37 protein-coding genes and 1 pseudogene are annotated in these 23,770 nt (G+C 57.3%); 2 read left to right on the top strand and 36 right to left on the bottom strand.

The features are described 5' to 3' along the window. Nucleotides 1-166: 166 nt before the first annotated feature. Nucleotides 167-700, top strand: coding sequence for a Spy/CpxP family protein refolding chaperone (locus JAB6_RS24805; RefSeq protein WP_175444614.1), 534 nt, complete (start codon nt 167-169; stop codon nt 698-700). 95 nt (nt 701-795) lie between these two features. On the opposite strand, the gene dsbD is transcribed toward JAB6_RS24805, so the two are convergent. The 33 genes from dsbD to creB all read right to left on the bottom strand — a co-directional run bounded on the left by dsbD (nt 796) and on the right by creB (nt 21,434). Further along, the gene (dsbD, locus tag JAB6_RS24800) at nt 796-2,742 is read right to left on the bottom strand and encodes a protein-disulfide reductase DsbD (protein WP_083292980.1); all 1,947 of its coding nucleotides are present in this window, start codon (nt 2,740-2,742) and stop codon (nt 796-798) included. 171 nt (nt 2,743-2,913) lie between these two features. Then, nucleotides 2,914-3,306, bottom strand: coding sequence for a 50S ribosomal protein L17 (gene rplQ / locus JAB6_RS24795; RefSeq protein WP_034753219.1), 393 nt, complete (start codon nt 3,304-3,306; stop codon nt 2,914-2,916). Between the two features lie 135 nt (nt 3,307-3,441). Further along, nucleotides 3,442-4,419 (bottom strand): DNA-directed RNA polymerase subunit alpha, encoded by a 978-nt coding sequence (gene rpoA, locus JAB6_RS24790; protein ID WP_008444343.1) that lies wholly within the window; start codon nt 4,417-4,419, stop codon nt 3,442-3,444. A 111-nt stretch (nt 4,420-4,530) separates the two neighbouring features. Then, nucleotides 4,531-5,154, bottom strand: coding sequence for a 30S ribosomal protein S4 (rpsD, locus tag JAB6_RS24785; protein WP_010394478.1), 624 nt, complete (start codon nt 5,152-5,154; stop codon nt 4,531-4,533). 258 nt (nt 5,155-5,412) lie between these two features. After that, nucleotides 5,413-5,817: a 30S ribosomal protein S11 gene (gene rpsK / locus JAB6_RS24780; protein ID WP_010394475.1), complete on the bottom strand. Its 405-nt coding sequence runs from the start codon at nt 5,815-5,817 to the stop codon at nt 5,413-5,415. Nucleotides 5,818-5,834: 17 nt separating this feature from the next. Further along, the gene (gene rpsM / locus JAB6_RS28650; protein WP_046681666.1) at nt 5,835-6,200 is read right to left on the bottom strand and encodes a 30S ribosomal protein S13; all 366 of its coding nucleotides are present in this window, start codon (nt 6,198-6,200) and stop codon (nt 5,835-5,837) included. A 14-nt stretch (nt 6,201-6,214) separates the two neighbouring features. After that, a complete protein-coding gene (rpmJ, locus tag JAB6_RS28645) occupies nt 6,215-6,328 on the bottom strand; it encodes a 50S ribosomal protein L36 (RefSeq protein WP_010394471.1) in 114 nt (37 codons plus the stop codon). A 42-nt stretch (nt 6,329-6,370) separates the two neighbouring features. Then, nucleotides 6,371-6,589 carry a translation initiation factor IF-1 gene (gene infA, locus JAB6_RS24770; protein ID WP_005663428.1) on the bottom strand — a complete coding sequence of 73 codons (219 nt, stop codon included), beginning with the start codon at nt 6,587-6,589 and terminating at the stop codon, nt 6,371-6,373. A gap of 18 nt (nt 6,590-6,607) precedes the next feature. Beyond that, entirely contained in the window at nt 6,608-7,942 is a 1,335-nt protein-coding gene (gene secY, locus JAB6_RS24765) for a preprotein translocase subunit SecY (RefSeq protein ID WP_010394438.1), read from the bottom strand. Nucleotides 7,943-7,974: 32 nt separating this feature from the next. Then, nucleotides 7,975-8,406 (bottom strand): 50S ribosomal protein L15, encoded by a 432-nt coding sequence (gene rplO / locus JAB6_RS24760; protein WP_034753211.1) that lies wholly within the window; start codon nt 8,404-8,406, stop codon nt 7,975-7,977. A gap of 30 nt (nt 8,407-8,436) precedes the next feature. Continuing rightward, on the bottom strand, nt 8,437-8,616 hold the full coding sequence (rpmD, locus tag JAB6_RS28640) for a 50S ribosomal protein L30 (RefSeq protein WP_010394435.1): 180 nt from the start codon (nt 8,614-8,616) through the stop codon (nt 8,437-8,439). Between the two features lie 10 nt (nt 8,617-8,626). Further along, nucleotides 8,627-9,145 carry a 30S ribosomal protein S5 gene (gene rpsE / locus JAB6_RS24755; protein WP_010394433.1) on the bottom strand — a complete coding sequence of 173 codons (519 nt, stop codon included), beginning with the start codon at nt 9,143-9,145 and terminating at the stop codon, nt 8,627-8,629. Between the two features lie 9 nt (nt 9,146-9,154). Beyond that, on the bottom strand, nt 9,155-9,517 hold the full coding sequence (gene rplR, locus JAB6_RS24750) for a 50S ribosomal protein L18 (protein ID WP_010394431.1): 363 nt from the start codon (nt 9,515-9,517) through the stop codon (nt 9,155-9,157). Nucleotides 9,518-9,530: 13 nt separating this feature from the next. Next, nucleotides 9,531-10,064 (bottom strand): 50S ribosomal protein L6, encoded by a 534-nt coding sequence (gene rplF, locus JAB6_RS24745; protein WP_034778281.1) that lies wholly within the window; start codon nt 10,062-10,064, stop codon nt 9,531-9,533. 10 nt (nt 10,065-10,074) lie between these two features. Beyond that, nucleotides 10,075-10,470 carry a 30S ribosomal protein S8 gene (rpsH, locus tag JAB6_RS24740; RefSeq protein ID WP_034753208.1) on the bottom strand — a complete coding sequence of 132 codons (396 nt, stop codon included), beginning with the start codon at nt 10,468-10,470 and terminating at the stop codon, nt 10,075-10,077. A gap of 14 nt (nt 10,471-10,484) precedes the next feature. Then, the gene (gene rpsN, locus JAB6_RS24735) at nt 10,485-10,790 is read right to left on the bottom strand and encodes a 30S ribosomal protein S14 (protein ID WP_010394423.1); all 306 of its coding nucleotides are present in this window, start codon (nt 10,788-10,790) and stop codon (nt 10,485-10,487) included. Nucleotides 10,791-10,792: 2 nt separating this feature from the next. Then, entirely contained in the window at nt 10,793-11,332 is a 540-nt protein-coding gene (rplE, locus tag JAB6_RS24730) for a 50S ribosomal protein L5 (protein ID WP_010394421.1), read from the bottom strand. Nucleotides 11,333-11,338: 6 nt separating this feature from the next. Next, on the bottom strand, nt 11,339-11,653 hold the full coding sequence (rplX, locus tag JAB6_RS24725; protein WP_034753204.1) for a 50S ribosomal protein L24: 315 nt from the start codon (nt 11,651-11,653) through the stop codon (nt 11,339-11,341). Nucleotides 11,654-11,662: 9 nt separating this feature from the next. Beyond that, a complete protein-coding gene (rplN, locus tag JAB6_RS24720) occupies nt 11,663-12,031 on the bottom strand; it encodes a 50S ribosomal protein L14 (RefSeq protein WP_008444317.1) in 369 nt (122 codons plus the stop codon). Nucleotides 12,032-12,284: 253 nt separating this feature from the next. Next, nucleotides 12,285-12,557 carry a 30S ribosomal protein S17 gene (gene rpsQ, locus JAB6_RS24715; protein ID WP_010394415.1) on the bottom strand — a complete coding sequence of 91 codons (273 nt, stop codon included), beginning with the start codon at nt 12,555-12,557 and terminating at the stop codon, nt 12,285-12,287. After that, nucleotides 12,554-12,745, bottom strand: coding sequence for a 50S ribosomal protein L29 (gene rpmC / locus JAB6_RS24710; RefSeq protein WP_010394412.1), 192 nt, complete (start codon nt 12,743-12,745; stop codon nt 12,554-12,556). The genes rpsQ and rpmC overlap by 4 nt, the downstream gene beginning before the upstream one ends. A gap of 12 nt (nt 12,746-12,757) precedes the next feature. Beyond that, a complete protein-coding gene (gene rplP, locus JAB6_RS24705) occupies nt 12,758-13,177 on the bottom strand; it encodes a 50S ribosomal protein L16 (protein ID WP_034753201.1) in 420 nt (139 codons plus the stop codon). 2 nt (nt 13,178-13,179) lie between these two features. Next, nucleotides 13,180-14,004 carry a 30S ribosomal protein S3 gene (rpsC, locus tag JAB6_RS24700; protein WP_034753199.1) on the bottom strand — a complete coding sequence of 275 codons (825 nt, stop codon included), beginning with the start codon at nt 14,002-14,004 and terminating at the stop codon, nt 13,180-13,182. Nucleotides 14,005-14,013: 9 nt separating this feature from the next. Next, nucleotides 14,014-14,346, bottom strand: a complete 333-nt coding sequence (gene rplV / locus JAB6_RS24695; protein ID WP_170840583.1) for a 50S ribosomal protein L22 — start codon at nt 14,344-14,346, stop codon at nt 14,014-14,016. Next, nucleotides 14,343-14,618 carry a 30S ribosomal protein S19 gene (gene rpsS / locus JAB6_RS24690; RefSeq protein ID WP_008444295.1) on the bottom strand — a complete coding sequence of 92 codons (276 nt, stop codon included), beginning with the start codon at nt 14,616-14,618 and terminating at the stop codon, nt 14,343-14,345. Before rpsS ends, rplV begins: the two co-directional genes overlap by 4 nt. A gap of 10 nt (nt 14,619-14,628) precedes the next feature. After that, nucleotides 14,629-15,456 carry a 50S ribosomal protein L2 gene (rplB, locus tag JAB6_RS24685; RefSeq protein ID WP_034753198.1) on the bottom strand — a complete coding sequence of 276 codons (828 nt, stop codon included), beginning with the start codon at nt 15,454-15,456 and terminating at the stop codon, nt 14,629-14,631. Continuing rightward, entirely contained in the window at nt 15,456-15,773 is a 318-nt protein-coding gene (gene rplW / locus JAB6_RS24680; protein ID WP_010394398.1) for a 50S ribosomal protein L23, read from the bottom strand. The genes rplB and rplW overlap by 1 nt, the downstream gene beginning before the upstream one ends. Continuing rightward, nucleotides 15,770-16,390: a 50S ribosomal protein L4 gene (rplD, locus tag JAB6_RS24675; protein WP_034753197.1), complete on the bottom strand. Its 621-nt coding sequence runs from the start codon at nt 16,388-16,390 to the stop codon at nt 15,770-15,772. Before rplD ends, rplW begins: the two co-directional genes overlap by 4 nt. A gap of 3 nt (nt 16,391-16,393) precedes the next feature. After that, nucleotides 16,394-17,050: a 50S ribosomal protein L3 gene (rplC, locus tag JAB6_RS24670; protein WP_010394393.1), complete on the bottom strand. Its 657-nt coding sequence runs from the start codon at nt 17,048-17,050 to the stop codon at nt 16,394-16,396. A gap of 325 nt (nt 17,051-17,375) precedes the next feature. After that, nucleotides 17,376-17,564 (bottom strand): hypothetical protein, encoded by a 189-nt coding sequence (locus JAB6_RS24665; RefSeq protein ID WP_070305273.1) that lies wholly within the window; start codon nt 17,562-17,564, stop codon nt 17,376-17,378. Nucleotides 17,565-17,806: 242 nt separating this feature from the next. Next, nucleotides 17,807-19,198 (bottom strand): cell envelope integrity protein CreD, encoded by a 1,392-nt coding sequence (gene creD / locus JAB6_RS24660; protein ID WP_070305271.1) that lies wholly within the window; start codon nt 19,196-19,198, stop codon nt 17,807-17,809. Between the two features lie 86 nt (nt 19,199-19,284). Continuing rightward, nucleotides 19,285-20,706 carry a two-component system sensor histidine kinase CreC gene (gene creC, locus JAB6_RS24655; RefSeq protein ID WP_070305269.1) on the bottom strand — a complete coding sequence of 474 codons (1,422 nt, stop codon included), beginning with the start codon at nt 20,704-20,706 and terminating at the stop codon, nt 19,285-19,287. Further along, nucleotides 20,703-21,434, bottom strand: a complete 732-nt coding sequence (creB, locus tag JAB6_RS24650; RefSeq protein WP_070305545.1) for a two-component system response regulator CreB — start codon at nt 21,432-21,434, stop codon at nt 20,703-20,705. Before creB ends, creC begins: the two co-directional genes overlap by 4 nt. 166 nt (nt 21,435-21,600) lie before the next feature. Here creB and JAB6_RS24645 point away from each other — a divergent pair, with 166 nt between their 5' ends. Beyond that, nucleotides 21,601-22,146, top strand: a complete 546-nt coding sequence (locus JAB6_RS24645; protein ID WP_051991374.1) for a tetratricopeptide repeat protein — start codon at nt 21,601-21,603, stop codon at nt 22,144-22,146. A gap of 21 nt (nt 22,147-22,167) precedes the next feature. Here JAB6_RS24645 and JAB6_RS24640 read toward each other — a convergent pair whose 3' ends face one another. From JAB6_RS24640 to JAB6_RS28635, 3 genes and pseudogenes are all read right to left on the bottom strand, one after another. Continuing rightward, entirely contained in the window at nt 22,168-23,013 is an 846-nt protein-coding gene (locus JAB6_RS24640) for a DUF817 domain-containing protein (protein WP_058051042.1), read from the bottom strand. A 153-nt stretch (nt 23,014-23,166) separates the two neighbouring features. Beyond that, on the bottom strand, nt 23,167-23,484 hold the full coding sequence (gene rpsJ, locus JAB6_RS24635) for a 30S ribosomal protein S10 (RefSeq protein WP_010394389.1): 318 nt from the start codon (nt 23,482-23,484) through the stop codon (nt 23,167-23,169). A gap of 179 nt (nt 23,485-23,663) precedes the next feature. Beyond that, nucleotides 23,664-23,770: pseudogene (locus JAB6_RS28635) on the bottom strand (elongation factor Tu); the annotation flags it as partial.

Raw genomic sequence — 23,770 nt, 5'->3', positions numbered from 1 at the left:
TCCCCCGGCCTTGCACAACGCATTTGTATCGTCTTGTATATAGAAGACCCGAAGAAACATATAGATACAAACTGTCTGGCAGCGGACACTTCGGGGAAACATGGCGAGTCCAACATGGATTCATGTGCAGCAACATGTACATCCCTCACTTTACAAAGGAATCCAGATGAACGCCTCAATGAAGACTTTACGCAAGAATTTGATCATCGCCATGAGCGTACTCGGCATGGGTGCGGCATCGCTGACCGTCCACGCCCAGGAAGCGGCCGCCAGCGCGCCTGCCGCCAGCACCAAGATGCAACATGAAGGCCAGCGCGGCCAGCACCGCGACGGCAATCCCGCCGAACGCATGGCCAAGTACCAGGCCCGCCTGCACGACAAGCTGAAGCTGACGGCCGCCCAGGAACCCGCATGGGCCACGTTCACGGCCGCCAATGCGCCGAAAAAACCGATGGGCGACTGGAAAGCCAAGCGCGAAGCGATGGCCAAGCTGTCGGCGCCGGAACGCATGGAACAATGGATCGCCATGTCGAAGGAACGCATCGCCGACCAGGAAAGCCGATTGGCCTCGCTGAAAACGTTCTACGCCGTGCTGACGCCAGAGCAAAAGAAAGTGTTTGACGACAGTGTGCCTGGTGGCAAAGATGGTGGAATGCGCGGCCACCATCGTGGTCATGGTGCGCACCATAAAGCAGGCTGAGCGCAGGTCGGATTAGCGGCGGAACGCCGCGTAATCCGACAACCTTGTTGACGTGTGCGGTGGTGTCGGGTTACGCCCTGACGGGCTAACCCGCCCTACTCCTCCAGCTTGCGCAACGAGGTCAGGAAAGTGGCCGCGTTCTGGAAGCCGATCACGCGCGACTGGGCGATTTCCTGTCCCTGTGGATTGAACATGATGATGCCCGGCGGGCCGAACAGCTGGAAACGTTTCAGCATGGCCTTGTCGTCCGCGTCATTGGCCGTCACGTCCACTTGCAGCAGCACGGCCTGCCCCATCTTCTCGCGCACGGCGGGGTCGACGAAGGTCAGTTTTTCCATCTCGATGCACGACACGCACCAGTCCGCATAAAAGTCCAGCAAGGCCGGCTTGCCGCTCAGCTGGGCCAGCGCCGCATCGAGCTGCGCCACGGTCTTTACACGCGTAAATGGTTGCGCATGGACCTGGCCACCGCCGAGGTGCGCCAGCGGCGCCAGCGGGTCGCGGCCACCGCTGGCCACACCGACCAGTTGCATCGCACCCAGCACGGCAAACACGAGGCCGAATGCCTTGGCCACCCAGGCGTTCTTCGCGCCGCTCTTGCCCACCAGCAGGTACATGCCGTAGCCGACGAACAGCACCGTCCAGCCCAGCATCTGCACGGCGCCCGGCAGCACGGGCGAGACGAGCCACCAGGCCACGCCCAGCTGAAGCACGCCAAAGAAGCGCTTGACGGCATCCATCCACGCGCCTGCACGCGGCAACAAGGTGCCGGCCGACACGCCCACCAGCAGCAGCGGCACGCTCATGCCCACGGCCATGGCGAACAGGGCGCTGCCGCCGATGACGACGTCGCGCGTCTGGCTGATGTACAGCAAGGCGCCAGCCAGCGGCGCGGCCACGCATGGCCCCACGATCAAGGCGGAAATGGCGCCCATGACGAACACGCCCGCCAGGCGGCCCGACGATTGCTGGTTCGACACGGACGTCAGCTTGCCTTGCAGGAAAGCCGGTACTTGCAGCTCATAAAAACCGAACATCGACAGGGCCAGGCCCGCCATCAGCAGGGCAAAGAAACCGAGCACCCACGGGTTTTGCAGTTGCGCGGCCAGGCCTTCGCCCGCCAGGCCGGCCGCCACGCCCAGCGCCGTGTAGACGATGGCCATGCCCAGCGCGTACGTCAGCGACAGCAGCAAGCCGCGCGAGCGGCTGACCTTGGCGCCATCGCCGATGATGATCGACGACAAGATCGGCACCATCGGCAGCACGCACGGCGTAAAGGCCAGGCCCAGGCCCAGCAGCATGAACAGGGGCACGATGACGAGCAGCTTGCCGCCCTTCAGTGCCGCTTCGATCTTGCCCATTTCGCTTTGCGCGGGCGCGGCGCTTGCCGCCACGGGGGCCGCCGCCACCGGTTCGGACGTGCTGGTAATGTCGGCCTGGGGAATGCTCATCACGGACACGCCAGGCGATGCTTGCGCCTGCGGACCGTTGACCGCCGCCGTGTCGACTGCGGGAGCTGCCGGCAAGGCGAATTTCGATGGCAAGCCGCCCGGCGCCATGCTCTGGCCGCCACCACCGCCCACCAGCTGGGCCGTGGCATCCTGCGGCGCATAGCACAGGCCCTTGTCGGAGCAGCCCTGGCCCGTCGCCTTCAGGGTGAACGCGCCGGCCGCTTCCACGGGAATCGTGATGGTAAGCGTCTTGCGGAACGTTTCCACGTTCTTCTGGAAAGTATCGTCAAACTTGACTTTGCCAGCCGGATACACCGGCGTGCCCAGTTTGGCGCCCACGGCCTCGAACTTGAAGCGCTCGTGGTACATATAGTAGCCATCGGCGATCACATAGGTGACGGCGATGGTGGACGGATCCTGCATGCGGGCGGAAAACTTGAAGGCCAGCTCGGGATCGAGGAATTCATCGTCGGCACGGGCATGATTGGCGCCAAAGACGGCCATGGCCAGCAGCAAGCTGGTGGCAAACCACAGCAACAGTTGACGTAGGGGAGCGGCGCGCGCGGTGGCGCTGGAGGGGAAACGGGACATGAACGACCTTTTTCTGCGGCATCAGCTGTGCCATTCAACAAGAGACGCGCGGGGCGTGCAGTGGCTGCAGGGCCGGCGCGAAAGAAGAATAGTACACCGCAGCAAGGATAGCTGCAGCAGAAAACAAAAAAGCCAGGCTAGGCCTGGCTTTTCTTGAAGCGGCTACTGGGATTACTCGCCAGCAACTTCAACTGCTTCGGTCGTATCTGGACGATCCATCAGTTCAACAAACGCCATAGGAGCGTTATCGCCGACGCGGAAACCCATTTTCAGGATACGCACATAACCACCGTTACGGTTGGCGAAACGTGGGCCCAGTTCAGCGAACAGTTTGACGACCATTTCACGGTCGCGCAGGCGGTTGAAGGCCAGACGCTTGTTTGCCAGGGAGTCGGTTTTGCCCAGGGTCAGAATTGGCTCGACAACGCGGCGCAGTTCTTTTGCTTTTGGCAGGGTGGTTTTGATCGCTTCGTGACGCAGCAGCGATACTGTCATGTTGCGCAGCATTGCCAGACGGTGGGACGAGGTACGATTCAGTTTACGGAGGCCGTGACCGTGACGCATGGTAAATCCTTTCGGTAGTGAGTTTAAATCCAGTTCTTCGATCAATGAAACCAGGGTTTCATCGCGGACCGGTTTGGTACTTCAAAAATAAAAGCCTGGGACACCTGTCCCAGGCAGTTTGCTACAAACTTCGAATTACTTTTCCAGGCCGGCAGGCGGCCAGTTTTCCAGCTTCATGCCCAAGGTCAAGCCGCGCGATGCCAGCACTTCCTTGATTTCGTTCAGGGACTTGCGGCCCAGATTTGGCGTTTTCAGCAGTTCGTTTTCCGAACGTTGGATCAGGTCGCCGATGTAGTAGATGTTTTCCGCTTTCAGGCAGTTTGCCGAACGCACGGTCAACTCCAGGTCGTCGACTGGACGCAACAGGATAGGATCGACCAGCGGAGCGCGCGATGGCGCTTCGGCGGCGGCTTCCGTGCCTTCCAGGGCGGCGAACACATTCAACTGGTCCACCAGAACGCGGGCCGACTGGCGGATCGCTTCTTCCGGCGAGATCACGCCGTTGGTTTCGATGTTGATGATCAGCTTGTCCAGGTCGGTACGCTGTTCAACGCGGGCCGATTCAACGAAGTACGATACACGGCGCACTGGCGAGAACGACGCATCCAGAATGATGCGGCCGATGGTCTTGTTCGTGTCTTCAGACAGGCGACGCACGTTACCAGGAACGTAGCCGCGGCCTTTTTCAACCTTGATCTGCATGTCCAGCTTGCCACCAGCGGTCAGGTGGGCGATCACGTGGTCAGGGTTGATCAGTTCGACGTCATGCGGCAGGTCGATGTCGGAGGCCAGGATCGCGCCTTCGCCTTCTTTTTTCAGGGTCAGGGTTACCGAATCGCGGTTGTGGACTTTGAAAACCACACCCTTCAAGTTCAGCAACAGATCGACGACGTCTTCTTGCACGCCATCGAGGGAGGAATATTCGTGGACGACGCCAGCGATCGTCACTTCGGTCGGCGCGTAGCCTACCATCGACGACAGCAGAACGCGGCGCAACGCGTTACCCAATGTGTGGCCATAGCCGCGCTCGAACGGTTCCATCACGACCTTGGCGTGACCTGCACCGAGAGCTTCAACATCGATAATACGTGGCTTCAACAAACTGTTTTGCATGAAATGTCCTTTTCAATACCCTCGGCTCATTACACCGATAAGGCTGATGGCATTAGTGAAACGCCCACTTTACAAAAGCAAAGTGGGCGGAGATCTTGCTACTGACTACTATTAACGCGAGTACAGCTCGACGATCAGCGATTCGTTGACGTCGTTAGCGATTTCGTTACGCTCTGGCAGGGACTTGAAGGTACCTTCCATTTTCTTGGCATCAACCGAAACCCAGCTAGGCATACCAACTTGTTCAGCCAGCGACAGTGCCTCAACGATACGCACTTGCTTTTTCGATTTTTCACGAACAGCAACGATGTCGCCAACTTTGACTGCGTACGAAGCGATGTTCACAACGATACCGTTCACGGTGAACGCTTTGTGGCTGACCAATTGACGCGCTTCAGCGCGGGTCGAGCCAAAGCCCATGCGGTAGCAAACGTTGTCCAGACGCGTTTCCAGCAACTTCAACAGCGTTTCGCCGGTGTTGCCTTTACGACGGTCTGCTTCAGCGAAGTAGCGGCGGAATTGACGTTCCAGCACGCCGTACATGCGCTTGACTTTTTGCTTTTCGCGCAGTTGGTTACCGTAGTCCGAGGTGCGGGCGCCGGATTTGACACCGTGCTGGCCTGGCTTGACGTCCAGTTTGCACTTGCTGTCCAGCGAGCGACGTGCGCTCTTCAGGAACAGGTCTGTACCTTCACGGCGGGAAAGTTTTGCTTTAGGTCCGATATAACGTGCCACGATACTTCCTTTTTTTAAATGATAACGCCCCAGCCACATGCATGATCAAACACACTGATGCGGTTAGGCGCTAGTCTGATTTGGTTTCAATCAGACGGTGGCTGAAAACGAAAAACCCGTCAAACAGAATTTGACAGGCAAGAACAGCCGGGCAGTATAACCGTTTCCGGCTCCCTGCTCCAGCGTTTTCACACAACTGTACTGAGTTACAACAGACAGCAAAGCAGCTGGCGCCGAAGCGCCCTCTGCAACACTATCTTAGATACGACGACGTTTCGGTGGACGGCAACCGTTGTGCGGTACCGGCGTCACGTCCTGGATCTCGGTGATCTTGATGCCCAGGTTGTTCAGCGCGCGAACGGCGGATTCACGACCAGGACCTGGGCCCTTGATACGTACTTCCAGGTTCTTGACGCCACACTCAACAGCCACTTTACCAGCGGCTTCCGCGGCGACCTGCGCTGCGAATGGGGTCGATTTACGCGAACCCTTGAAGCCTGCACCGCCGGAGGTAGCCCACGACAAGGCATTGCCTTGACGATCGGTGATGGTAATGATGGTGTTATTGAACGATGCGTGGACATGTGCGATGCCTTCAGCGACGTTCTTTTTAACTTTTTTACGCACGCGTGCTGATGCGGCGTTATTTTGCGACTTAGCCATAATTATTCCCTAGCGGATTATTTTTTCAGCGATTGAGCGGCTTTACGCGGTCCCTTGCGGGTACGTGCGTTCGTACGCGTACGCTGGCCACGGCAAGGCAGACCCTTACGATGACGCATGCCGCGGTAGCAACCCAGATCCATCAAACGCTTGATGTTCATGGACAGTTCACGACGCAGATCGCCTTCGACGATGAATTTACCTACTTCATCGCGCAGCTTTTCCAGTTCGCTGTCATCCAGATCTTTGATCTTTTTGTTGGTTGCTACACCGGTCGATGCACAGATTTTCTCTGCGCGTGGACGGCCCACACCGTAGATGGCCGTCAGGCCGATAACGGTATGCTGATGATTTGGGATATTAACCCCTGCAATACGTGCCATTTGTTATTCCTCGATTAACCTTGACGCTGCTTGTGACGTGGTTCCACGCAGATAACGCGGACTACGCCTTTGCGCTTGATGATCTTGCAGTTGCGGCAGATCCGCTTGACTGATGCGAGAACTTTCATTTTTGGGCTCTTTCTTTCGCTTCTTTGGTTTGATTCAGTGTGTTACTTGGTACGGAACACAATGCGGGCTCGGCTCAGGTCGTACGGCGTTAACTCCACCGTCACCTTGTCTCCAGGGAGAATGCGAATATAGTTCATCCGCATTTTACCTGAAATATGCCCGAGCACCACGTGTCCGTTCTCCAGCTTCACTCGAAATGTTGCATTTGGGAGATTCTCAAGAATCTCGCCCTGCATCTGTATGACGTCGTCTTTTGCCATTCGGTATGTTTACCGCGCTTAACGCGTCGGAATTCCGCCCTTGAAATTTGCTTTGCGCAGCAGTGAATCATATTGCTGCGACATCACGTAGTTCTGTACTTGCGCCATGAAATCCATGGTGACAACTACAATAATCAATAAAGAAGTACCGCCGAAATAGAATGGTACTTTCCACTGGGCTTGCATAAATTCCGGCAATAAACACACCAGGGTGATGTAGACTGCGCCGGCAAGTGTCAAGCGTGTCAGGATCTTGTCGATGTAACGGGCTGTCTGCTCGCCTGGACGAATCCCGGGAATGAACGCACCGCTTTTCTTCAAGTTATCCGCTGTTTCCTTGCTGTTAAAGACCAGCGCTGTATAGAAGAAACAGAAAAACACGATCGCCACTGCGTACAACAGCGCATGGATAGGCTCACCAGGCCCCATCGATGCTGCCAAATCTTTCAAGAACCGCACCGCAGGGTTAGCGTTGTCGGCGCCCTTTGAAAACCAGTCCACGATAGTGGCCGGGAACAAGATGATCGAAGAAGCAAAGATCGGCGGGATCACGCCGGCCATGTTCAGCTTCAACGGCAAATGGCTGGTTTGACCGCCATAAATCTTGTTGCCTACCTGGCGCTTCGCGTAATTGACCAATATTTTGCGCTGACCACGTTCGACGAATACAACGAAGTACGTTACCAGTGCTACCAGGATCACGATGAAAATCGCGCTGAAGCTGCCGATCGAACCATTCGACACCTGAGTGAACAAGCCACCCAACGCCGACGGCAGACCTGCTGCAATCCCGGCAAAAATGATGATCGAGATGCCATTCCCCAAGCCACGCTCGGTAATTTGCTCACCCAACCACATCAAAAACATTGTTCCGGTCAACAAAGTGACGACCGTCACGAAGCGGAATGCAAGACCAGGTTCCAACACCAGACCAGCTTGCGACTCCAGTGCGACTGCAATGCCTAACGCTTGGAACAGTGCCAGGGCAACCGTGAAATACCGGGTGTACTGGGTGATCTTGCGACGACCTGCTTCGCCTTCTTTTTTCAACGCTTCCATCTGCGGTGACACGATCGACAGCAATTGCATGATGATCGAGGCCGAGATATAAGGCATGATACCCAGCGCAAACACTGTAAAACGAGACAAGGCACCGCCCGAGAACATGTTGAACATGCCCAGGACGCCGCCTTCGTGCTCCTTGAACAGCGAGGCTAATTGTGTCGGGTCAATCCCGGGAACCGGGACGTGAGCACCGATACGATAAACCACCAATGCGCCAAGCAAAAACCAGAGCCGTCCCCAAGGGAAACCGGCCGCTGCACTTTTAGCAAGTTGTGGATTAGTCGCCAATTTTCGCTCCGATCAAGCTGTTAGCGGTCAACTCAGGCTACCGAGCCGCCGGCTGCTTCGATGGCTGCTTTCGCGCCAGCGGACACTTTCAAGCCCTTCAAATTCACCGCTTTGGTGATTTCGCCGGACAAGATCACGCGCACGTCACGGGCCAACACGCCCAGAACGCCAGCTTGCTTCAAGACCAGAATGTCGACATCGCCAACAGCCAGGTTGTTCAGATCGGACAGGCGCACTTCAGCTTTGAAGGTTGCGTGCATCGATTTGAAACCGCGCTTAGGCAGACGGCGTTGCAGAGGCATCTGACCGCCTTCGAAACCGACTTTATGAAAGCCGCCCGAACGCGATTTCTGACCTTTGTGACCACGACCCGAGGTTTTACCCAGGCCGGAGCCGATACCGCGACCGACGCGACGCTTGTAGTGCTTAGCGCCTTCGGCTGGTGCAATAGTATTCAATTCCATGATTTGCTCCGTTCGTGTAAGCCCGAAGGCTTACCCGACAACTTTAACGAGATACGATACTTTATTGATCATGCCGCGTACGGATGGGGTGTCTTGCAATTCGGAAACCGAATTTACACGACGCAGACCCAGACCGCGCACGGTAGCGCGATGCGATTCGCGCGTACCGATCAAGCCCTTGACCAATTGCACTTTGACTGTGTTTGTCATTTTGTCCACCTTAAGCCAGAATGTCTTCGACCGACTTGCCGCGTTTGGCAGCGATATCGGAAGCAGTGCTCATTTTCGACAGGCCGTCCAGCGTAGCGCGTACCAGGTTGTATGGGTTGTTCGAACCGGTGGATTTCGCCACCACGTCCGTCACGCCCATCACTTCGAAGATAGCGCGCATTGCGCCACCAGCGATAACGCCAGTACCAGGCTTAGCTGGGTTCATCAGGACCTTGGAGGCGCCGTGACGACCAACAACCGTGTGATGCAAGGTGCCGTTTTTGAGCGGTACTTTGATCAGGTTGCGACGGGCTTCTTCCATTGCCTTCTGCACGCCAACTGGCACTTCTTTCGATTTGCCCTTGCCCATGCCGACGCGGCCATCGCCATCACCAACTACGGTCAGCGCGGCGAAACCCATGATACGACCACCCTTGACCACTTTGGTCACGCGGTTGATCGCGATCATTTTTTCGCGCATGCCATCATCCGGCTTGTCGCTTTGCATTTTTGCTTGCATTTTTGCCATGATTGATCCTTAGAACTTCAGACCGGCTTCGCGTGCGGCTTCTGCCAACGCTTTCACACGGCCGTGGTAACGGAAACCGGAGCGGTCAAACGCAACTTCGGTAATCCCTGCTTTCAACGCTTTTTCAGCGACGCGCTTGCCGATCAAGGCTGCAGCAGCGGCATTGCCGCCTTTGCCGGATTGGCCTGCCAGTTCAGCGCGAACTTCCGCTTCAGCCGTCGAGGCCGAAACCAGGACTTTAGCGTCCGGGCTGATCAGGTTGGCGTAAATGTGCAGGTTGGTGCGATGCACCGACAAGCGATTTACTTTCAATTCCGCAATCTTGATGCGGGTTTGGCGTCCGCGGCGAAGCCGTGATTCTTTCTTATCCATCGTCAGCCCCTAATTACTTCTTCTTGGTTTCTTTAAGCTTAACCACTTCGTCCGCATAGCGAACGCCCTTGCCTTTATAAGGCTCAGGAGCGCGGTAAGCACGAACTTCAGCGGCTACCTGGCCAACCTGTTGACGGTCGATACCTTTAATCAGGATCTCGGTCGGGGTTGGTGTTGCGCAGGTAACGCCAGCTGGCATGTCATGCACTACAGGGTGCGAGAAACCCAGGGACAGATTCAACTTGTCGCCTTGAGCTTGCGCCTTGTAACCCACGCCTACCAGGTTCAGCTTTTTCTCGAAACCCTTGGTGACGCCAACAACCATGTTGTTGACCAGTGCGCGCAGCGTGCCGGACATGGCATTGGCTTCGCGGCTGTCGTTCGCCACGTCGAAACTCAGGGTTCCTGCATTGTTTTCCACTTTGACCTGGCCGGTGAGGGCCTGGGAAAGTACGCCCAGCGGGCCTTTTACGGTGATCGCTTGTGCGGAGATGGCGACTTCGGCGCCAGCTGGCACTACGATAGGCATTTTAGCTACTCGAGACATGTGTAACTCCTTAAGCCACGTAGCAAATAACTTCGCCGCCGACACCGGTAGCGCGTGCTTTGCGGTCAGTCATGACGCCTTGCGGAGTCGACACGATCGCCACACCCAAGCCATTCATCACAACAGGGATCTCGTCTTTACCCTTGTAGACGCGCAGACCCGGACGGGACACGCGCTCCAAGCGCTCAATGACGGGACGGCCAACATAATACTTCAAACCGATTTTCAGTTCCGCTTTGCCACCAGCTTCGGCAACAGCGAAATCTTCAATGTAACCCTCGTCCTTCAGGACGCTGGCAATCGCAATTTTGACTTTCGACGATGGCATGGCCACGGTCGTCTTTTGCACGCCTTGTGCATTGCGAATGCGGGTCAGCATATCGGCGATAGGATCGCTCATACTCATTGCATATTCTCCTATTACCAGCTTGCTTTTGTCATACCCGGAATTTCACCACGCATGGCGAATTCACGGAGCTTGATACGACCCAGACCGAATTTACGGAATGTGCCGCGCGGACGACCAGTGATGGCGCAACGGTTACGTTGACGCGTCGGGTTCGAGTTACGTGGCAGCGCCTGCAGTTTCAGGCGAGCTTCGTAGCGCTCTTCTTCCGATTTCGATTGGTCATCGACGATGGCCTTGAGAGCTTCGCGCTTAGGGGCGAATTTCGCCACCAGGTCAGCACGCTTGATCTCACGATTAATCAGTGACAGTTTGGCCATGATCAGTTCCTGAAAGGGAATTTAAAGGCGGCGAGCAAAGCTTTGGCTTCGTCATCGGTCTTAGCGGTTGTCGTGATGCTGATATTCATACCGCGCAACGCGTCAATCTTGTCGTATTCGATTTCAGGGAAAATGATCTGTTCCTTGACACCGATGTTGTAGTTGCCACGACCATCAAATGCACGGCCGTTCACACCACGGAAATCGCGTACGCGCGGCAGAGCCACGGTAATGAAGCGATCCAGGAACTCGTACATGCGAGCGCCGCGCAGGGTGACCATCGTACCGATCGGGTAACCTTCACGGATTTTGAAGCCTGCGATCGCTTTGCGGGACTTGGTGGTCACTGGCTTCTGGCCGGCGATCTTGGTCAAGTCAGCAACTGCGTGCTCGAGAACTTTTTTATCCGCGATAGCCTCACCAACACCCATGTTCAGGGTGATCTTGGTCAGGCGTGGAACTTCCATTACCGACTTGTAACCAAACTTGCTGGTCAGGTCGGCAACGACTTTTTCTTTATAGAATTCTTGGAGACGTGCCATGATTTCTTAAGCCTTCACTACTTCGCCGGAGGATTTAAAGATGCGAACTTTCTTGCCGTCCACTTCTTTGAAACCCACGCGATCTGCCTTGCCAGTCGCTGCATTAAACAATGCAACGTTGGACACGTGAATTGGCATGGTCTTATCGACGATACCACCAGTTACGCCAGTCATCGGGTTTGGCTTAGTCGCTTTTTTAGCGATGTTAATGCCGTCAACCACGATATGTTCAGCATCGATACGCTGCTGTACCACACCACGTTTGCCCTTGTCTTTCCCGGTCAGAACGATGACTTCGTCGTTTTTACGAATCTTATCCATTACGACTCCTTACAGGACTTCCGGTGCCAGGGACACGATTTTCATGAACTTCTCAGTACGCAGTTCGCGTGTGACAGGTCCAAAAATACGGGTACCGATCGGTTCCAGCTTGGCGTTCAACAGAACGGCGGCGTTGCCGTCGAACTTCACCAGGGAACCGTCTTGGCGGCGAACACCTTTAGCGGTGCGCACAACCACGGCGTTATAAATTTCACCTTTTTTGACACGGCCACGTGGCGCAGCAACCTTAACGGTTACCTTGATCACATCGCCAATGCCAGCATAACGGCGCTTGGAGCCGCCCAATACCTTGATGCACATTACTTCTTTGGCACCGGTATTGTCAGCCACTTCGAGCCGGCTTTCAGTTTGAATCATAGTATTCTCTTTCCCAACTTAAGCCGAAGAATCCACACAATGTAGACCCACGGTCAGTCTTGGTCCCGCCAGAGCCGCCCTGCTGGGCTTCACTGTTTGGGTGCATGACCTTCATACATCAACTGACCGCGAATGCTACTGTCTGTGGCCAGACACTTTGCGGCGTTACATGAACGAAGCCCGCAAGTATTACATACAATTTGCGGGCCTGCAAGTACTAATTAAAACCCACCGCCGAAACGGTGGTTTTTATTTAAACGGTTGGTGCGGCTTGAACCACACGTGTCACCGTCCATGCCTTCGTTTTGGAGATCGGGCGACCTTCCTGGATCTCGACCGTATCACCGGCCTTGACTTGGTTGGTCTCGTCATGCGCGTGATACTTGTTCGAGCGCATGATGATCTTGCCATACAAAGGATGTTTTACGTGGCGCTCGATCAGAACGGTAACGGTCTTGTCCATCTTGTCCGAAACCACTTTACCGATCAGCGTGCGCTTGAGCGACTGTTTCACTGGTTCGTTCATTTGGCTTCCTTCAGATTCATTACCGTCTTCACACGCGCGATATCGCGGCGTACCTTCTTGAGCTGCGAAGTGTTGCTCAGCTGCTGCGTAGCGATTTGCATGCGCAGGCCGAACTGTGCCTTCAACAGGTCATTCAGCTCTTTTTGCAGAGCTGGCTGGTCCTTGCCGCGGAGTTCAGATGCTTTCATATACAACTCCAATTATTGGCCGACTTGGCGGATGACAAACGTCGTCGCCAGTGGCAGTTTAGCGGCGGCAAGACGGAATGCTTCCCGTGCCAGCGCTTCATCAACGCCATCCATTTCGTACAGTACTTTGCCTGGCTGAATTTCAGCGACGTAGTACTCAGGATTACCTTTACCGTTACCCATACGGACTTCAGCCGGTTTGTTCGAAATCGGTTTGTCCGGGAAGATACGGATCCAGATACGGCCACCGCGCTTGATGTGACGCGTCATTGCACGACGCGCCGCTTCAATTTGACGCGCAGTGATACGACCGCGCGCAACTGCCTTCAGACCGAATTCGCCAAACGACACGGCGGTGCCGCGGCTGTGCGAAATACCGGTATTACGGCCTTTCTGCTCTTTACGATACTTTCTGCGTGCTGGTTGCAGCATGATTATTCTCCTGCTTTCTCAGCTGGTGCTGCTGCGGCGGCCGGTTTAGCGGCGGTACGCACACGTGCACCTGGTGCTGTGGATGGTTTCGCACCGGCACCGGCTGGACGTGGACGGCCAGCTGGCTTGCCATCGTCACGGCGTGGGCCGCGGCTTTTCTTCTCGTCAGCTGGGGTATCGATGACTGGTGCATCGCCGTTAGGCGCGCGGTCACCTTTGTATACCCACACCTTGACACCGATGATGCCGTAGGTGGTCGACGCTTCGCTGGTACCGTAGTCGATATCGGCGCGCAGGGTATGCAGAGGCACGCGGCCTTCGCGGTACCACTCTTTACGTGCGATTTCGATACCGTTCAGACGGCCGGACGACATGATCTTGATACCGAGAGCACCCAGGCGCATTGCATTTTGCATTGCACGCTTCATGGCGCGGCGGAACATGATCCGTTTTTCCAGCTGCTGAGCGATCGAATCGGCGATCAGTTGCGAGTCGATTTCTGGCTTGCGAATTTCTTCGATGTTCACGTGAACAGGTACGCCCATGATCTTGGTCAGCGCCGACTTCAGTACTTCGATGTCTTCGCCTTTTTTACCAATGACCACGCCTGGACGCGAGCTGTAGATCGTGAAGCGCGCGTTCTTGGCTGGGCGCTCGATAACGATGCGGCCAACGGATGCGTTCTTCAGTTTCTTTTTCAGGTAAGCACGTGCTTTCAAGTCTTCGTTCAGCATGGCAGCGAAATTACCGTTGCCTGCATACCAGCGCGAAGCCCAGTTACGGGTGACCGCCAGACGGAAACCGGTTGGATGAATTTTCTGACCCATCGTGGCTCCTTAGTTACCGACAGTCACGTAAACGTGACAGGATTGTTTCGAAATACGGTCGCCACGGCCTTTTGCACGCGCGGTGAAGCGCTTCAGGACGGGGCCCTTTTCGACGTAGATCGTTTTCACGAACAATTCGTCGATGTCCGCACCATCATTGTGCTCGGCATTCGCAATAGCGGATTCCAGAACGCGTTTGATGATCGCAGCACCTTTTTTCGGGCTGAATTGCAAGATGTTGAGTGCAGCGTCAACTTTCTTGCCACGGATCAGGTCAGCAACCAGGCGGCCCTTTTGGTCCGACAGGCGCACACCTTTGAGGATAGCTTTAGTTTCCATTATTTCTTAGCCTTTTTGTCAGCTGCATGGCCCTTGAACGTACGGGTCAGTGCGAATTCGCCGAGCTTGTGACCAACCATGTTTTCGGAAACATAAACCGGCACGTGCAGCTTGCCGTTATGAACCGCGATCGTCAGGCCGATGAAGTCAGGCATGATTGTCGAACGACGCGACCAGGTTTTGATTGGCTTTTTGTCTTTGGCTGCTTGCGCGGCTTCAACTTTTTTCACCAGGTGGGCGTCACAGAACGGCCCTTTTTTCAATGAACGTGTCATGTGCTACCCCTTATTTCTTGCCGCGGCGCGAGACGATCATGGAAGTAGTACGCTTGTTGCTGCGTGTCTTCTTACCCTTAGTCTGTTGGCCCCAAGGCGAAACTGGATGACGACCAGCTGCTGTTTTACCTTCACCACCACCGTGCGGGTGATCGACCGGGTTCATGACCACACCGCGAACGGTAGGACGAACACCGCGCCAGCGCATCGCACCAGCTTTACCGATTTTACGCAGGCTGTGCTCGGCATTGCCGACTTCACCAACCGTTGCACGGCACTCGATGTGCACGCGACGTACTTCACCCGAGCGCAGACGCACTTGAGCGTAGGTACCTTCACGTGCCATCAGCACAACGCCAGCGCCGGCGGTACGTGCCATTTGGGCACCTTTACCTGGCAGCATTTCGACGCAATGCATCACGGTACCGACTGGGATGTTACGGATTGGCAAGCAGTTACCCGATTTGATCGGTGCTTCCGAACCGTTCATCACGCTGTCGCCAACGGCCATGCCTTTGGTTGCGATGATGTAGTGACGTTCGCCGTCGGCGTAGCACAACAGAGCGATATTCGCGGTGCGGTTTGGATCGTATTCGATACGTTCCACTTTCGCTGGAATACCATCTTTGGTGCGCTTGAAGTCGATCAAGCGGTAGTGTTGCTTATGACCACCACCGATATGACGGGTGGTGATGTGACCGTTGTTGTTACGACCAGCGGTCTTGGATTTCTTTTCAACCAGGGCAGCGAACGGACGACCTTTGTACAGGTCGGCATTCACCACCTTCACCATGCCGCGACGGCCTGGCGAGGTTGGTTTCATCTTAACGAGTGCCATTATGCAGCCTCCTCGGAGAAGTTGATTTCCTGGCCAGGCTTCAGGCACACGAAAGCACGCTTGGTATGGTTACGACGACCGTTGAACTTGCCGGTGCGCTTTTGCTTACCTTCGCGGTTTGCAGTTTGCACGGACAGAACTTCAACCTTGAACAGCAGTTCGACCGCTGCCTTGATTTCAGGCTTGGTTGCATCCGGCAGTACGCGGAATACAATTTGCTCGTTCTTTTCCGCGACCATGGTGGCCTTTTCGGAAATCACGGGCGCCAACAGCACCTTCATCAAGCGTTCTTCGCTATGTTTCAAAATCGCGCTCATGCCAGCATCTCCTCAATCTTGGCCAATGCAGCTTTGGTGACCAGGATCTTCTTGTAGAACACCAGGGACATCGGGTCTGCGTGACGTGGCTCAACGACGAGTACGTTAGGCAGGTTGCGCGATGCCAGTTCCAGGTTTTCGTTCAGAACGTCGGTGATGATCAGAACCGAATCAAAGCCCAGGCCGTTCAATTTTTGCGACAGCAGCTTGGTTTTTGGCGCGTCGATCGTCAGATCGTCGATGACGATCAGGCGCTCTTCGCGAGCCAGCTGCGACAGGATCGAGCAGATACCTGCGCGATACATTTTTTTGTTCACTTTGTGGGTGAAGTTTTCGTCAGGCGAGTTCGGGAAAATCCGACCACCGCCGCGCCACAGTGGCGACGACGACATACCAGCACGAGCGCGGCCGGTACCTTTTTGGCGCCATGGCTTTTTCGTCGTGTGGTGAACTTCTTCACGGTCTTTTTGCTTGCGGTTACCACTACGTGCATTCGCTTGATAAGCGATGACGACTTGGTGGATCAGCGCTTCATTGTAGTCACGGCCGAAAATCGTATCGGCTGCAGCAACGTTCGAGGCGGCTTGACCTTGCGCATTCAGAAGCTTGAGTTCCATCGTTTAAGCTCCCTTCTTGGCTTTGGTTTTGATGGCTGGCGAGACAACTACCTGGCCATTTTTCGCACCTGGAATCGCGCCTTTGACCAGCAACAGCTGACGGTCGGCATCGATACGGGCGATCACGAGGTTCTGGATCGTACGGTTAACGTCACCCAGATGACCGGTCATGCGCTTACCAGGGAAAACGCGACCTGGATCTTGTGCCATACCGATGGAACCTGGAACGTTATGCGAACGCGAGTTACCGTGCGTTGCACGGCCAGAAGCGAAGTGGTAACGTTTGATAACGCCTGCATAGCCTTTACCGATGGTAACGCCTTGCACGTCGATCTTTTGACCGACTTCGAACAGGGAAGCAGCGACAACATCGCCAGCTTTCAGTTCAGCGGCTTTGGCAGCGTCGACACGGAACTCTTTCAACAGAGTACCGGCTTCAACACCAGCTTTAGCGTGATGACCAGCAACAGCTTTGGTCACGCGGGAAGCGCGACGTTGACCGAATGCGACCTGAACAGCGGAGTAACCATCTGTTTCAGGGGTTTTGATTTGCGCAACACGGTTGTTCGATACGTCCAACACGGTGACAGGAATCGAATCCCCTTCATCCGTGAAAATGCGCATCATACCAACCTTGCGACCGAGAAGGCCTAGGCTCATTTTTTCTCCATTCCCACCTGCGATTGGGCGGGGCTTGTTTAACTACAAAGTAACGTAGGACTCAAAAAAGACGAATCCATACCGAAGCCGGCTAGTATATAGCACAAAAACCCTTGACGCAACAAGTTAACACGAGGTATGTCAAAGTGTTGCGCGACGCCCCTGCGGGAGTTGTCGGCGCGCCGGAAAAATGCCGCCGCAAGCCAACTTGACGGGCGCAAAGCACGGCGCCATGCGCCCTGGCGGGCAATGGCGGAAACACACAGGGCGCGCAATGGCTTGCGCGCCCTGCCCTGCACTTCCCGGGCGCGACGCCCGAAAAAGCTTATTGCTGGCAGTTGATCAGGCAATGCTGGTACAGATCTTCGCAGATGGGGCTGCCACCGAGGTGCGCCCGGCAATTGGCCACTTTTTGCCCGCACTCGCTATAGCACTGCGTGACATCGCCGGCAGCAAACGCATACGAGGCGCTCAGGCCCAGCGCAAACAGGAAAGCCATCGTCTTCTTGATCATATTTCATCTCCGTTTATCAGATGGAAGAACAACCAGGACGCCACGCCATCCTCGCACCGCCCCGGGCAGACGCCAGGGCGTCCGCCATTACTTAAAAAGCAATGCCAATAGAATACCGTAAACAATACCAACCAACTACCAATTAACGACGCCGCGTACCTGCCAATCAAAAAAAGCCAGCCCGGACAAATCACCGTCCGGGCTGGCTGCAAGCATCGCGGCGCCTGGCGCCTGGCTGGTCCTTACTCTTGCGGCGCTCCTTTTCCAATCTGATACCAGTCCACCTTGCGCGTTGCCACCATGATGACGGCCAGCACGGCGAACAACAGAATGCTGCCCATCACCAGCGCATTGTTTTCCGAGCTCAGCAAGCTATACAGGGCGCCATACAACAACGTCAGGCCCACGCCGAAGCCGATGCCGCGCCAGGCGTTGCGCAGCACGTGCACCAGGTAAAAGCTGGTCAGCGTGATACAGGCGGCGCTGGCGATCAGGTAGGCGGCCAGGAAGGCGATGTGCTCGGCCAGGCCCACCAGCAGCAGGAAGAAAATCACCAGCGACAGGCCCACCAGCAAATACTGCACCGGGTGGATCGGCAGGCTTTTCAAAATTTCAAAGATGAAGAAGGCGGCAAACGTCAGCGCCACAAACAGCAAGCCATACTTGGTGGCCCGGTCCGACTGCGAATACACATTGATCGGCTCGATGAAGCCGACGCTGAAACGGTCCACCTGGCCCAGCGGTGCGCTGTCGGGCACCTTGAACTCGCCCTCGATCGTGCTCAGCTGCGTTTGCGCATTGCTGGCCAGCGACGAGATATTCCATTCGACCTGAAAGCCATCGGCATTGATCTGGCGGTGTTTCGGCGACGGCAGGAAGCGCCCGCCAAACTGCGGATGGGGCCAGTTCGACTTGATGCTGATCTGGCTGTTTTTCGCCACCGGCACGAAATGCTGGCGTTCGATGCCGTCCAGTCCCAGGTCAAAACTGAATTTCACCTGCTGCGCTTGCGCCAGCGGCATGGCGCCCAGGGGTGCATGCAGGCCGCTGCGGAAGGCAAACAGGTCGGTGCCCTGTTCGAATTCGATCTGGCGCCCGCCCCAGTCGATTTTCGGGATGTTGCGGATGCCGCGCACGTCCTCGATGGACAAGGCAACAAACGGCTCGCCCAGGGTCACGCGCGCGTCCGGCGTCTTGCGCGGCAACTGCTCAAGACTGGGCACCGTGAAGTCGCCCTTGAACGCATGCTGGCCGCTGTACACCAGCACCTGGTGGATGCCACGGTAGCGGCGGTCGGTCTCGATGGTGCCTTCCTGCAGCAAGAGGTTCGGGTACACCAGCAAGCGGCGCTGCATGACGCGGCGCTGCACCTGCGTCTGCGCCGGCACGCTGCCTTTCTGCTCCTTGTCGACGGCGATCTCGACCCGCTCGTCATATTGCTCCACATACGGGATCACGAGGATGGGACCGATGATGGTTTGTTCGCGCACCGAATCGGCGGCGATGCTGTTGACGGCTTCCTGGCGGAATTCCATCCGCTCCTTGATCGTTTCCTGAATCATCAGCAAAGGCAGGCCGATCAGCAACATCAGGCCGAACACGATCAACGCTTTGACTAAGAGGGTTTTTTGCATGGCGCATCCTTGAAGTAAGGCGGCCAGTGTAAAAAAGCTGTGTGCGCTGACGATGCAGTCTGTGTGAAGCGGGAGAATAAAGTGCGCTAGGCTAGTGGCAGGCACAGGCGCGCGCAGGCGCCGCCCTCCGCATGATTGAGCACTTCGACCGTGCCGCCATGCAGCGAGGCCACCTCGCGCACGAAGGGCAAGCCCAGGCCCGTGCTCTTGCCGGCGCTCGGGCGCGGCAGGGAATAGAAACGCTCGAAGACGCGTTCCAGCGCATACGCGGGGATGCCCGCGCCACGGTCGCGCACGGCAATTTCCACCTGGCTGCCCTGGCGCCGCGCCGTCAGGTCGATGCAACTGCCCGGTGGCGCAAAGCCGGCCGCGTTGTCGAGCAAATTGCCCAGCGCCTGGCGCAGCAGCAAGGCATCGCCGGCGACAAGCAGCTCGTCGGTATCGAGTTGCAGGCGCACGCCGCGCGCCGCCAGGGTGGCGGCCGCGTCCTGCGCCACTTGCGCCAGCAGGGGCGCCAGCGCGATGCGCTCGGGGTGATCCAGGCGCTGCTGCTTTTCCACGCGCACGAGGGCCAGCAGCTTGTCGATCAGCTGCCGCTGGCGCGCATTCTGTTCCAGGATGCTGGCAAGGAACTGGCGGCGCTCGACCGGCGGCATGTCTTCCTGCAGCAGCTCGGCCGAGGCCTGGATGGCGGCGATCGGGCTTTTCAATTCGTGCGCCAGGGTGTGCATCAGCTGCTCCACGTATTCCTTGCCTTCCAGGCGCGTGCGCATCGCCTCGAGCGCCCGCCCCAGGGTACCGATCTCGTTCTTTCCCAGCGCCGGCAGCGCCACCTTGCGCCCCGCTTCCACGTCGCCGATGTAATGCATCAGCTTGCCCAGCGCATGGTGCAGCCACCAGGCAAATGCCAGGCCGATCAGCAGCGACAGCAGCAACAGGATGGCGCCGCGCTGCAATATCTTGCGCTGGCTGCGCTCGACAAACGCTTGCACGCTGGCATTCGGCTTGGCCACCGTCAGCACGCCGATCACCTCATTGCCGTCGCGAATCGGCGCGGCCACATGCATGACGGTCGACATCTCGTCATCAGGCCGGCTGCGCGTGCTGCGCGCGCCATACTTGCCCTGCAAGGTGAGATATACGTCATTCCAGCGCGAATAGTCGCGCCCTACGTCGCGCCCGCTGGAATCGAACAGCACGATGCCGTGCCGGTCCGTGATGGTGATGCGGTAGTCGAGCGTGCGCTTGCGTACGCCATTGATATTCACGTCCACGCCATGGCGCGCGTAGTCCTGCATGCGCTCGGCCACGGGCGACTGCGCCAGCGTGCCCGCCTTCAGGTCGGGCGCCACCAGGCTGGCCAGCAGTTGCGAGGTATCGACCAGCGTGTCTTCCAGGGTCGAGCGCACGCCGGGCTTGACCTGCTCCATGAAGACATTCAGCAGGAACCACGCGGCCAGCCCGACGATCAGGAAGTAGCCGAGCAGGATGCGCAGGCCAATCTTCATGCGCCGGCCAGGCTGTAGCCGAGGCCACGGTGGGTCTGGATGGGGTCGACCTGCGCATCGACGGCGCGCAGCTTGGCGCGCAGCGATTTGACGTGCGCGTCGACGGTGCGCTCGAGCGTGTCGGGCGCCCCGCTCCACACGCGCTCCATCAGCTGCGCGCGCGACAGCACGTGGCCCGGATGCTCGAGCAGGGTTTTCAGCAACAGGTATTCATAGCGGGTCAAGTCCAGCGGCTGGCCGTGAAATAGCACCTTCGCCTCGAGCGCGCGCAATTCGAAACGTGCCGGCACGGTCGCGGCGACAGGCGCGGCTATCGTCATGCCAGTCTCGCGCGGCACCTGCACGACGCCTGCGCGGCGCAGGATGACGCGGATGCGCGCCACCAGTTCGCGCGGCGAAAACGGTTTGGTGACGTAATCATCGGCGCCGATTTCCAGGCCGACGATACGGTCGATCTCGTCGCTGCGGGCCGTCAGGAAGATCACCGGCACCTCGGAAAACTGGCGCAGCCGGCGGCATACTTCCAGCCCGCTCATGTCGGGCAAACCCACGTCGAGCACCACCAGAACGGGCATCTGCGCGGCTTCGCCGGGCATGGGACGCAGCGCGGCCAGGGCGTGCTCGCCCAACATCACATGGCGCGGCGTAAAGCCGTCCGTGCGCAAGGCATAGGCGATGCTGTCGGCAATCGCCTGTTCATCTTCCACGATCAGGACAGTCTTGGACATGGCGGCGGCACGCATTAATGGACAAGCCCGGAGTATCCCTGAAGCACGCAAGCGGCGTCAATCGCGCGGGCTGGCGAAAAGCCACCCTACCCCAAAAAACTTATAGTATATTTATTACGGCATGACTCCACCGATACACCGTGTTTGACACCCGTCCGAGGAGACTATGAAGACCCATACCATCAGCCTGCTATGCGCCGTCAGCCTGCTGGCCGCCTGCGCGGCACCAGCGACGCTCACCACCTCCAATGAACAGCAGGATGCCTGCAACGCGGCCGAACTCAAGGGCCAGTTTGGCGAAGCGGAACTGGCGTGCGTACAGGCGCTGCGCAGTGCCGAGCAGGCCGGGGCCAGCGCGGACATCCTCTCGCAGCGCCAGTACAACCTGGGCCGCATCAAGCGCTTGCAGGGCAAGAATGCGGAAGCGGAGCAACTGTACCGGCAAGCGCTGGCCACGGAAGAAGCGGCACAGCCGCGCAGCGATGCGCGCGTTGGCCGCCGCATGGTGGAGCTGGCGTCGGCCCTGGCCGCGCAAGGCAAGTGGCAGGAAGGCACGGGCTATCTGGAACGCGTGCTGCCGCTGCTGCCGAAGCTGTCGCCCGCCTCGCGCACGTATTCGGCGGAAGTGCTGCGCCAATATGCGAAGCAACTGCAAGGCGGCCCGCAAGCGGCGCTGGGCGCGCGCTTCGACGTGGTGGCGGCCAGCTTGTAACAAGCCGTCCCGAAGCCCGGCCTAAGGCTGGGCGACGTGGATGCTGGCCTTGATGTGCTTGAGGTGCGCCACGATGGTGAACGTCATCACCACCAGCAGCGACCATGAGCTCCATTTGCTGACGTGCACGACCGACCACGCGCCTAGCTGGTTCGGATAGCGCCACACGCCCCAGAAGGTGCTGATGTTTTCAGCCAGCCAGATGAAGAAGCCGACCAGCACGAAACCCAGCAGCAAGGGCATGCTGCGATCGCGGTCGAGCGGGCGGAACACCACGGTGGTGCGCGCGTACAGGCCCAGCGCGCAGGCAGCCAGATACCAGCGGTAGTCGCCGATGTAGTGGTGAGTAAAGAAGTTGGCGTAGATCAGCAGCGCGATCAGCACCGCCATCCAGTACGGTGGATGGTGGCGGATCCGCATGTCGAGCAGGCGCCAGGTCTGGATGATATAGCTGCCGACGGCCGCATACATGAAGCCGGAAAACAGGGGCACGCCGAACACCTTGGTGTAGGCGAAGTCGGGATAGCTCCACGACTGGATCGTCCCCGACACCTTGAACACTTCCAGCGCAAAGCCGACCGCATGAAACAGGCAGATGGCTTTCAATTCATCCCACGTCTCGAGCCCGCTCCAGAGCATCGCGCCCTGGATCGCCAGCGCCACCAGCAGCAGCACGTCATAGCGCGGCAGGCCGAACAGGCCGGCGCGCGGCACCAGGAAGACGGCGGCAAAAAACAGCCCCACGAACAGGCACGACCTCGCCTCCTTGATGCCGAAATACAAAAATTCGGTCAGGAAGCGCGGCCAGCCGCGCAGGCGCTCACGGGGAGCGGCATTTAACAGATGGGTATCGAGGGCGTTAAGCATGCAGCAACTTTATCGGCCGGCCGCGGCACTGTAAAGCGATTTTGCAGAGGTACGCTGCACCAATAGCAATGGGGCCGGGCGCACTCACGATCGTGAGCAGGCCCGGCCCCATCATCAGGCGGCGGGATACCCCGCCGGCCTTCTTAAAACCGATTATTGCAGTTTGATTTCGACATCAACACCAGCTGGCAGGTCCAGCTTCATCAGCGCGTCAACGGTTTTGTCCGTTGGGTCAACGATGTCCATCAGGCGTTGGTGCGTACGGATCTCGAACTGATCGCGCGAAGTTTTGTTGACGTGCGGGGAACGCAGCACATCGAAACGTTGAATACGGGTAGGCAGTGGTACTGGGCCTTTGACGACAGCGCCGGTGCGCTTCGCGGTTTCAACGATTTCCAGAGCGGACTGGTCGATCAGTTTGTAATCGAAAGCCTTCAGGCGGATACGGATTTTTTGGTTTGGTGCCGACATGATATTTCCTTAAAAGAACGAACCGCGCGGTTTGCACGGCAATGAGGTCATACGGGAATTTCTGACGCAACAACCGTCAGGGTCGACATGATAGCACCAAAATGCTTGCCAACCCCGGCAGTTGAATAAAAAGAAGGGCGCCGGGCGACGACGCGTCTTCTTTTATGCAGGCTTAAGAATTAAGCCAGGATTTTTGCAACAACACCAGCGCCGACGGTACGGCCGCCTTCGCGGATAGCGAAGCGCAGACCTTCTTCCATCGCGATCGGGTTGATCAGCTTGACGG

The sequence above is a fragment of the Janthinobacterium sp. HH104 genome (assembly GCF_001758715.1).
In the GTDB taxonomy this organism is placed as follows: domain Bacteria; phylum Pseudomonadota; class Gammaproteobacteria; order Burkholderiales; family Burkholderiaceae_D; genus Janthinobacterium; species Janthinobacterium aestuarii.
The sequence above is the reverse complement of the archived record's forward strand: the minus strand, read 5'-3'. Positions and strand labels throughout refer to the sequence as shown.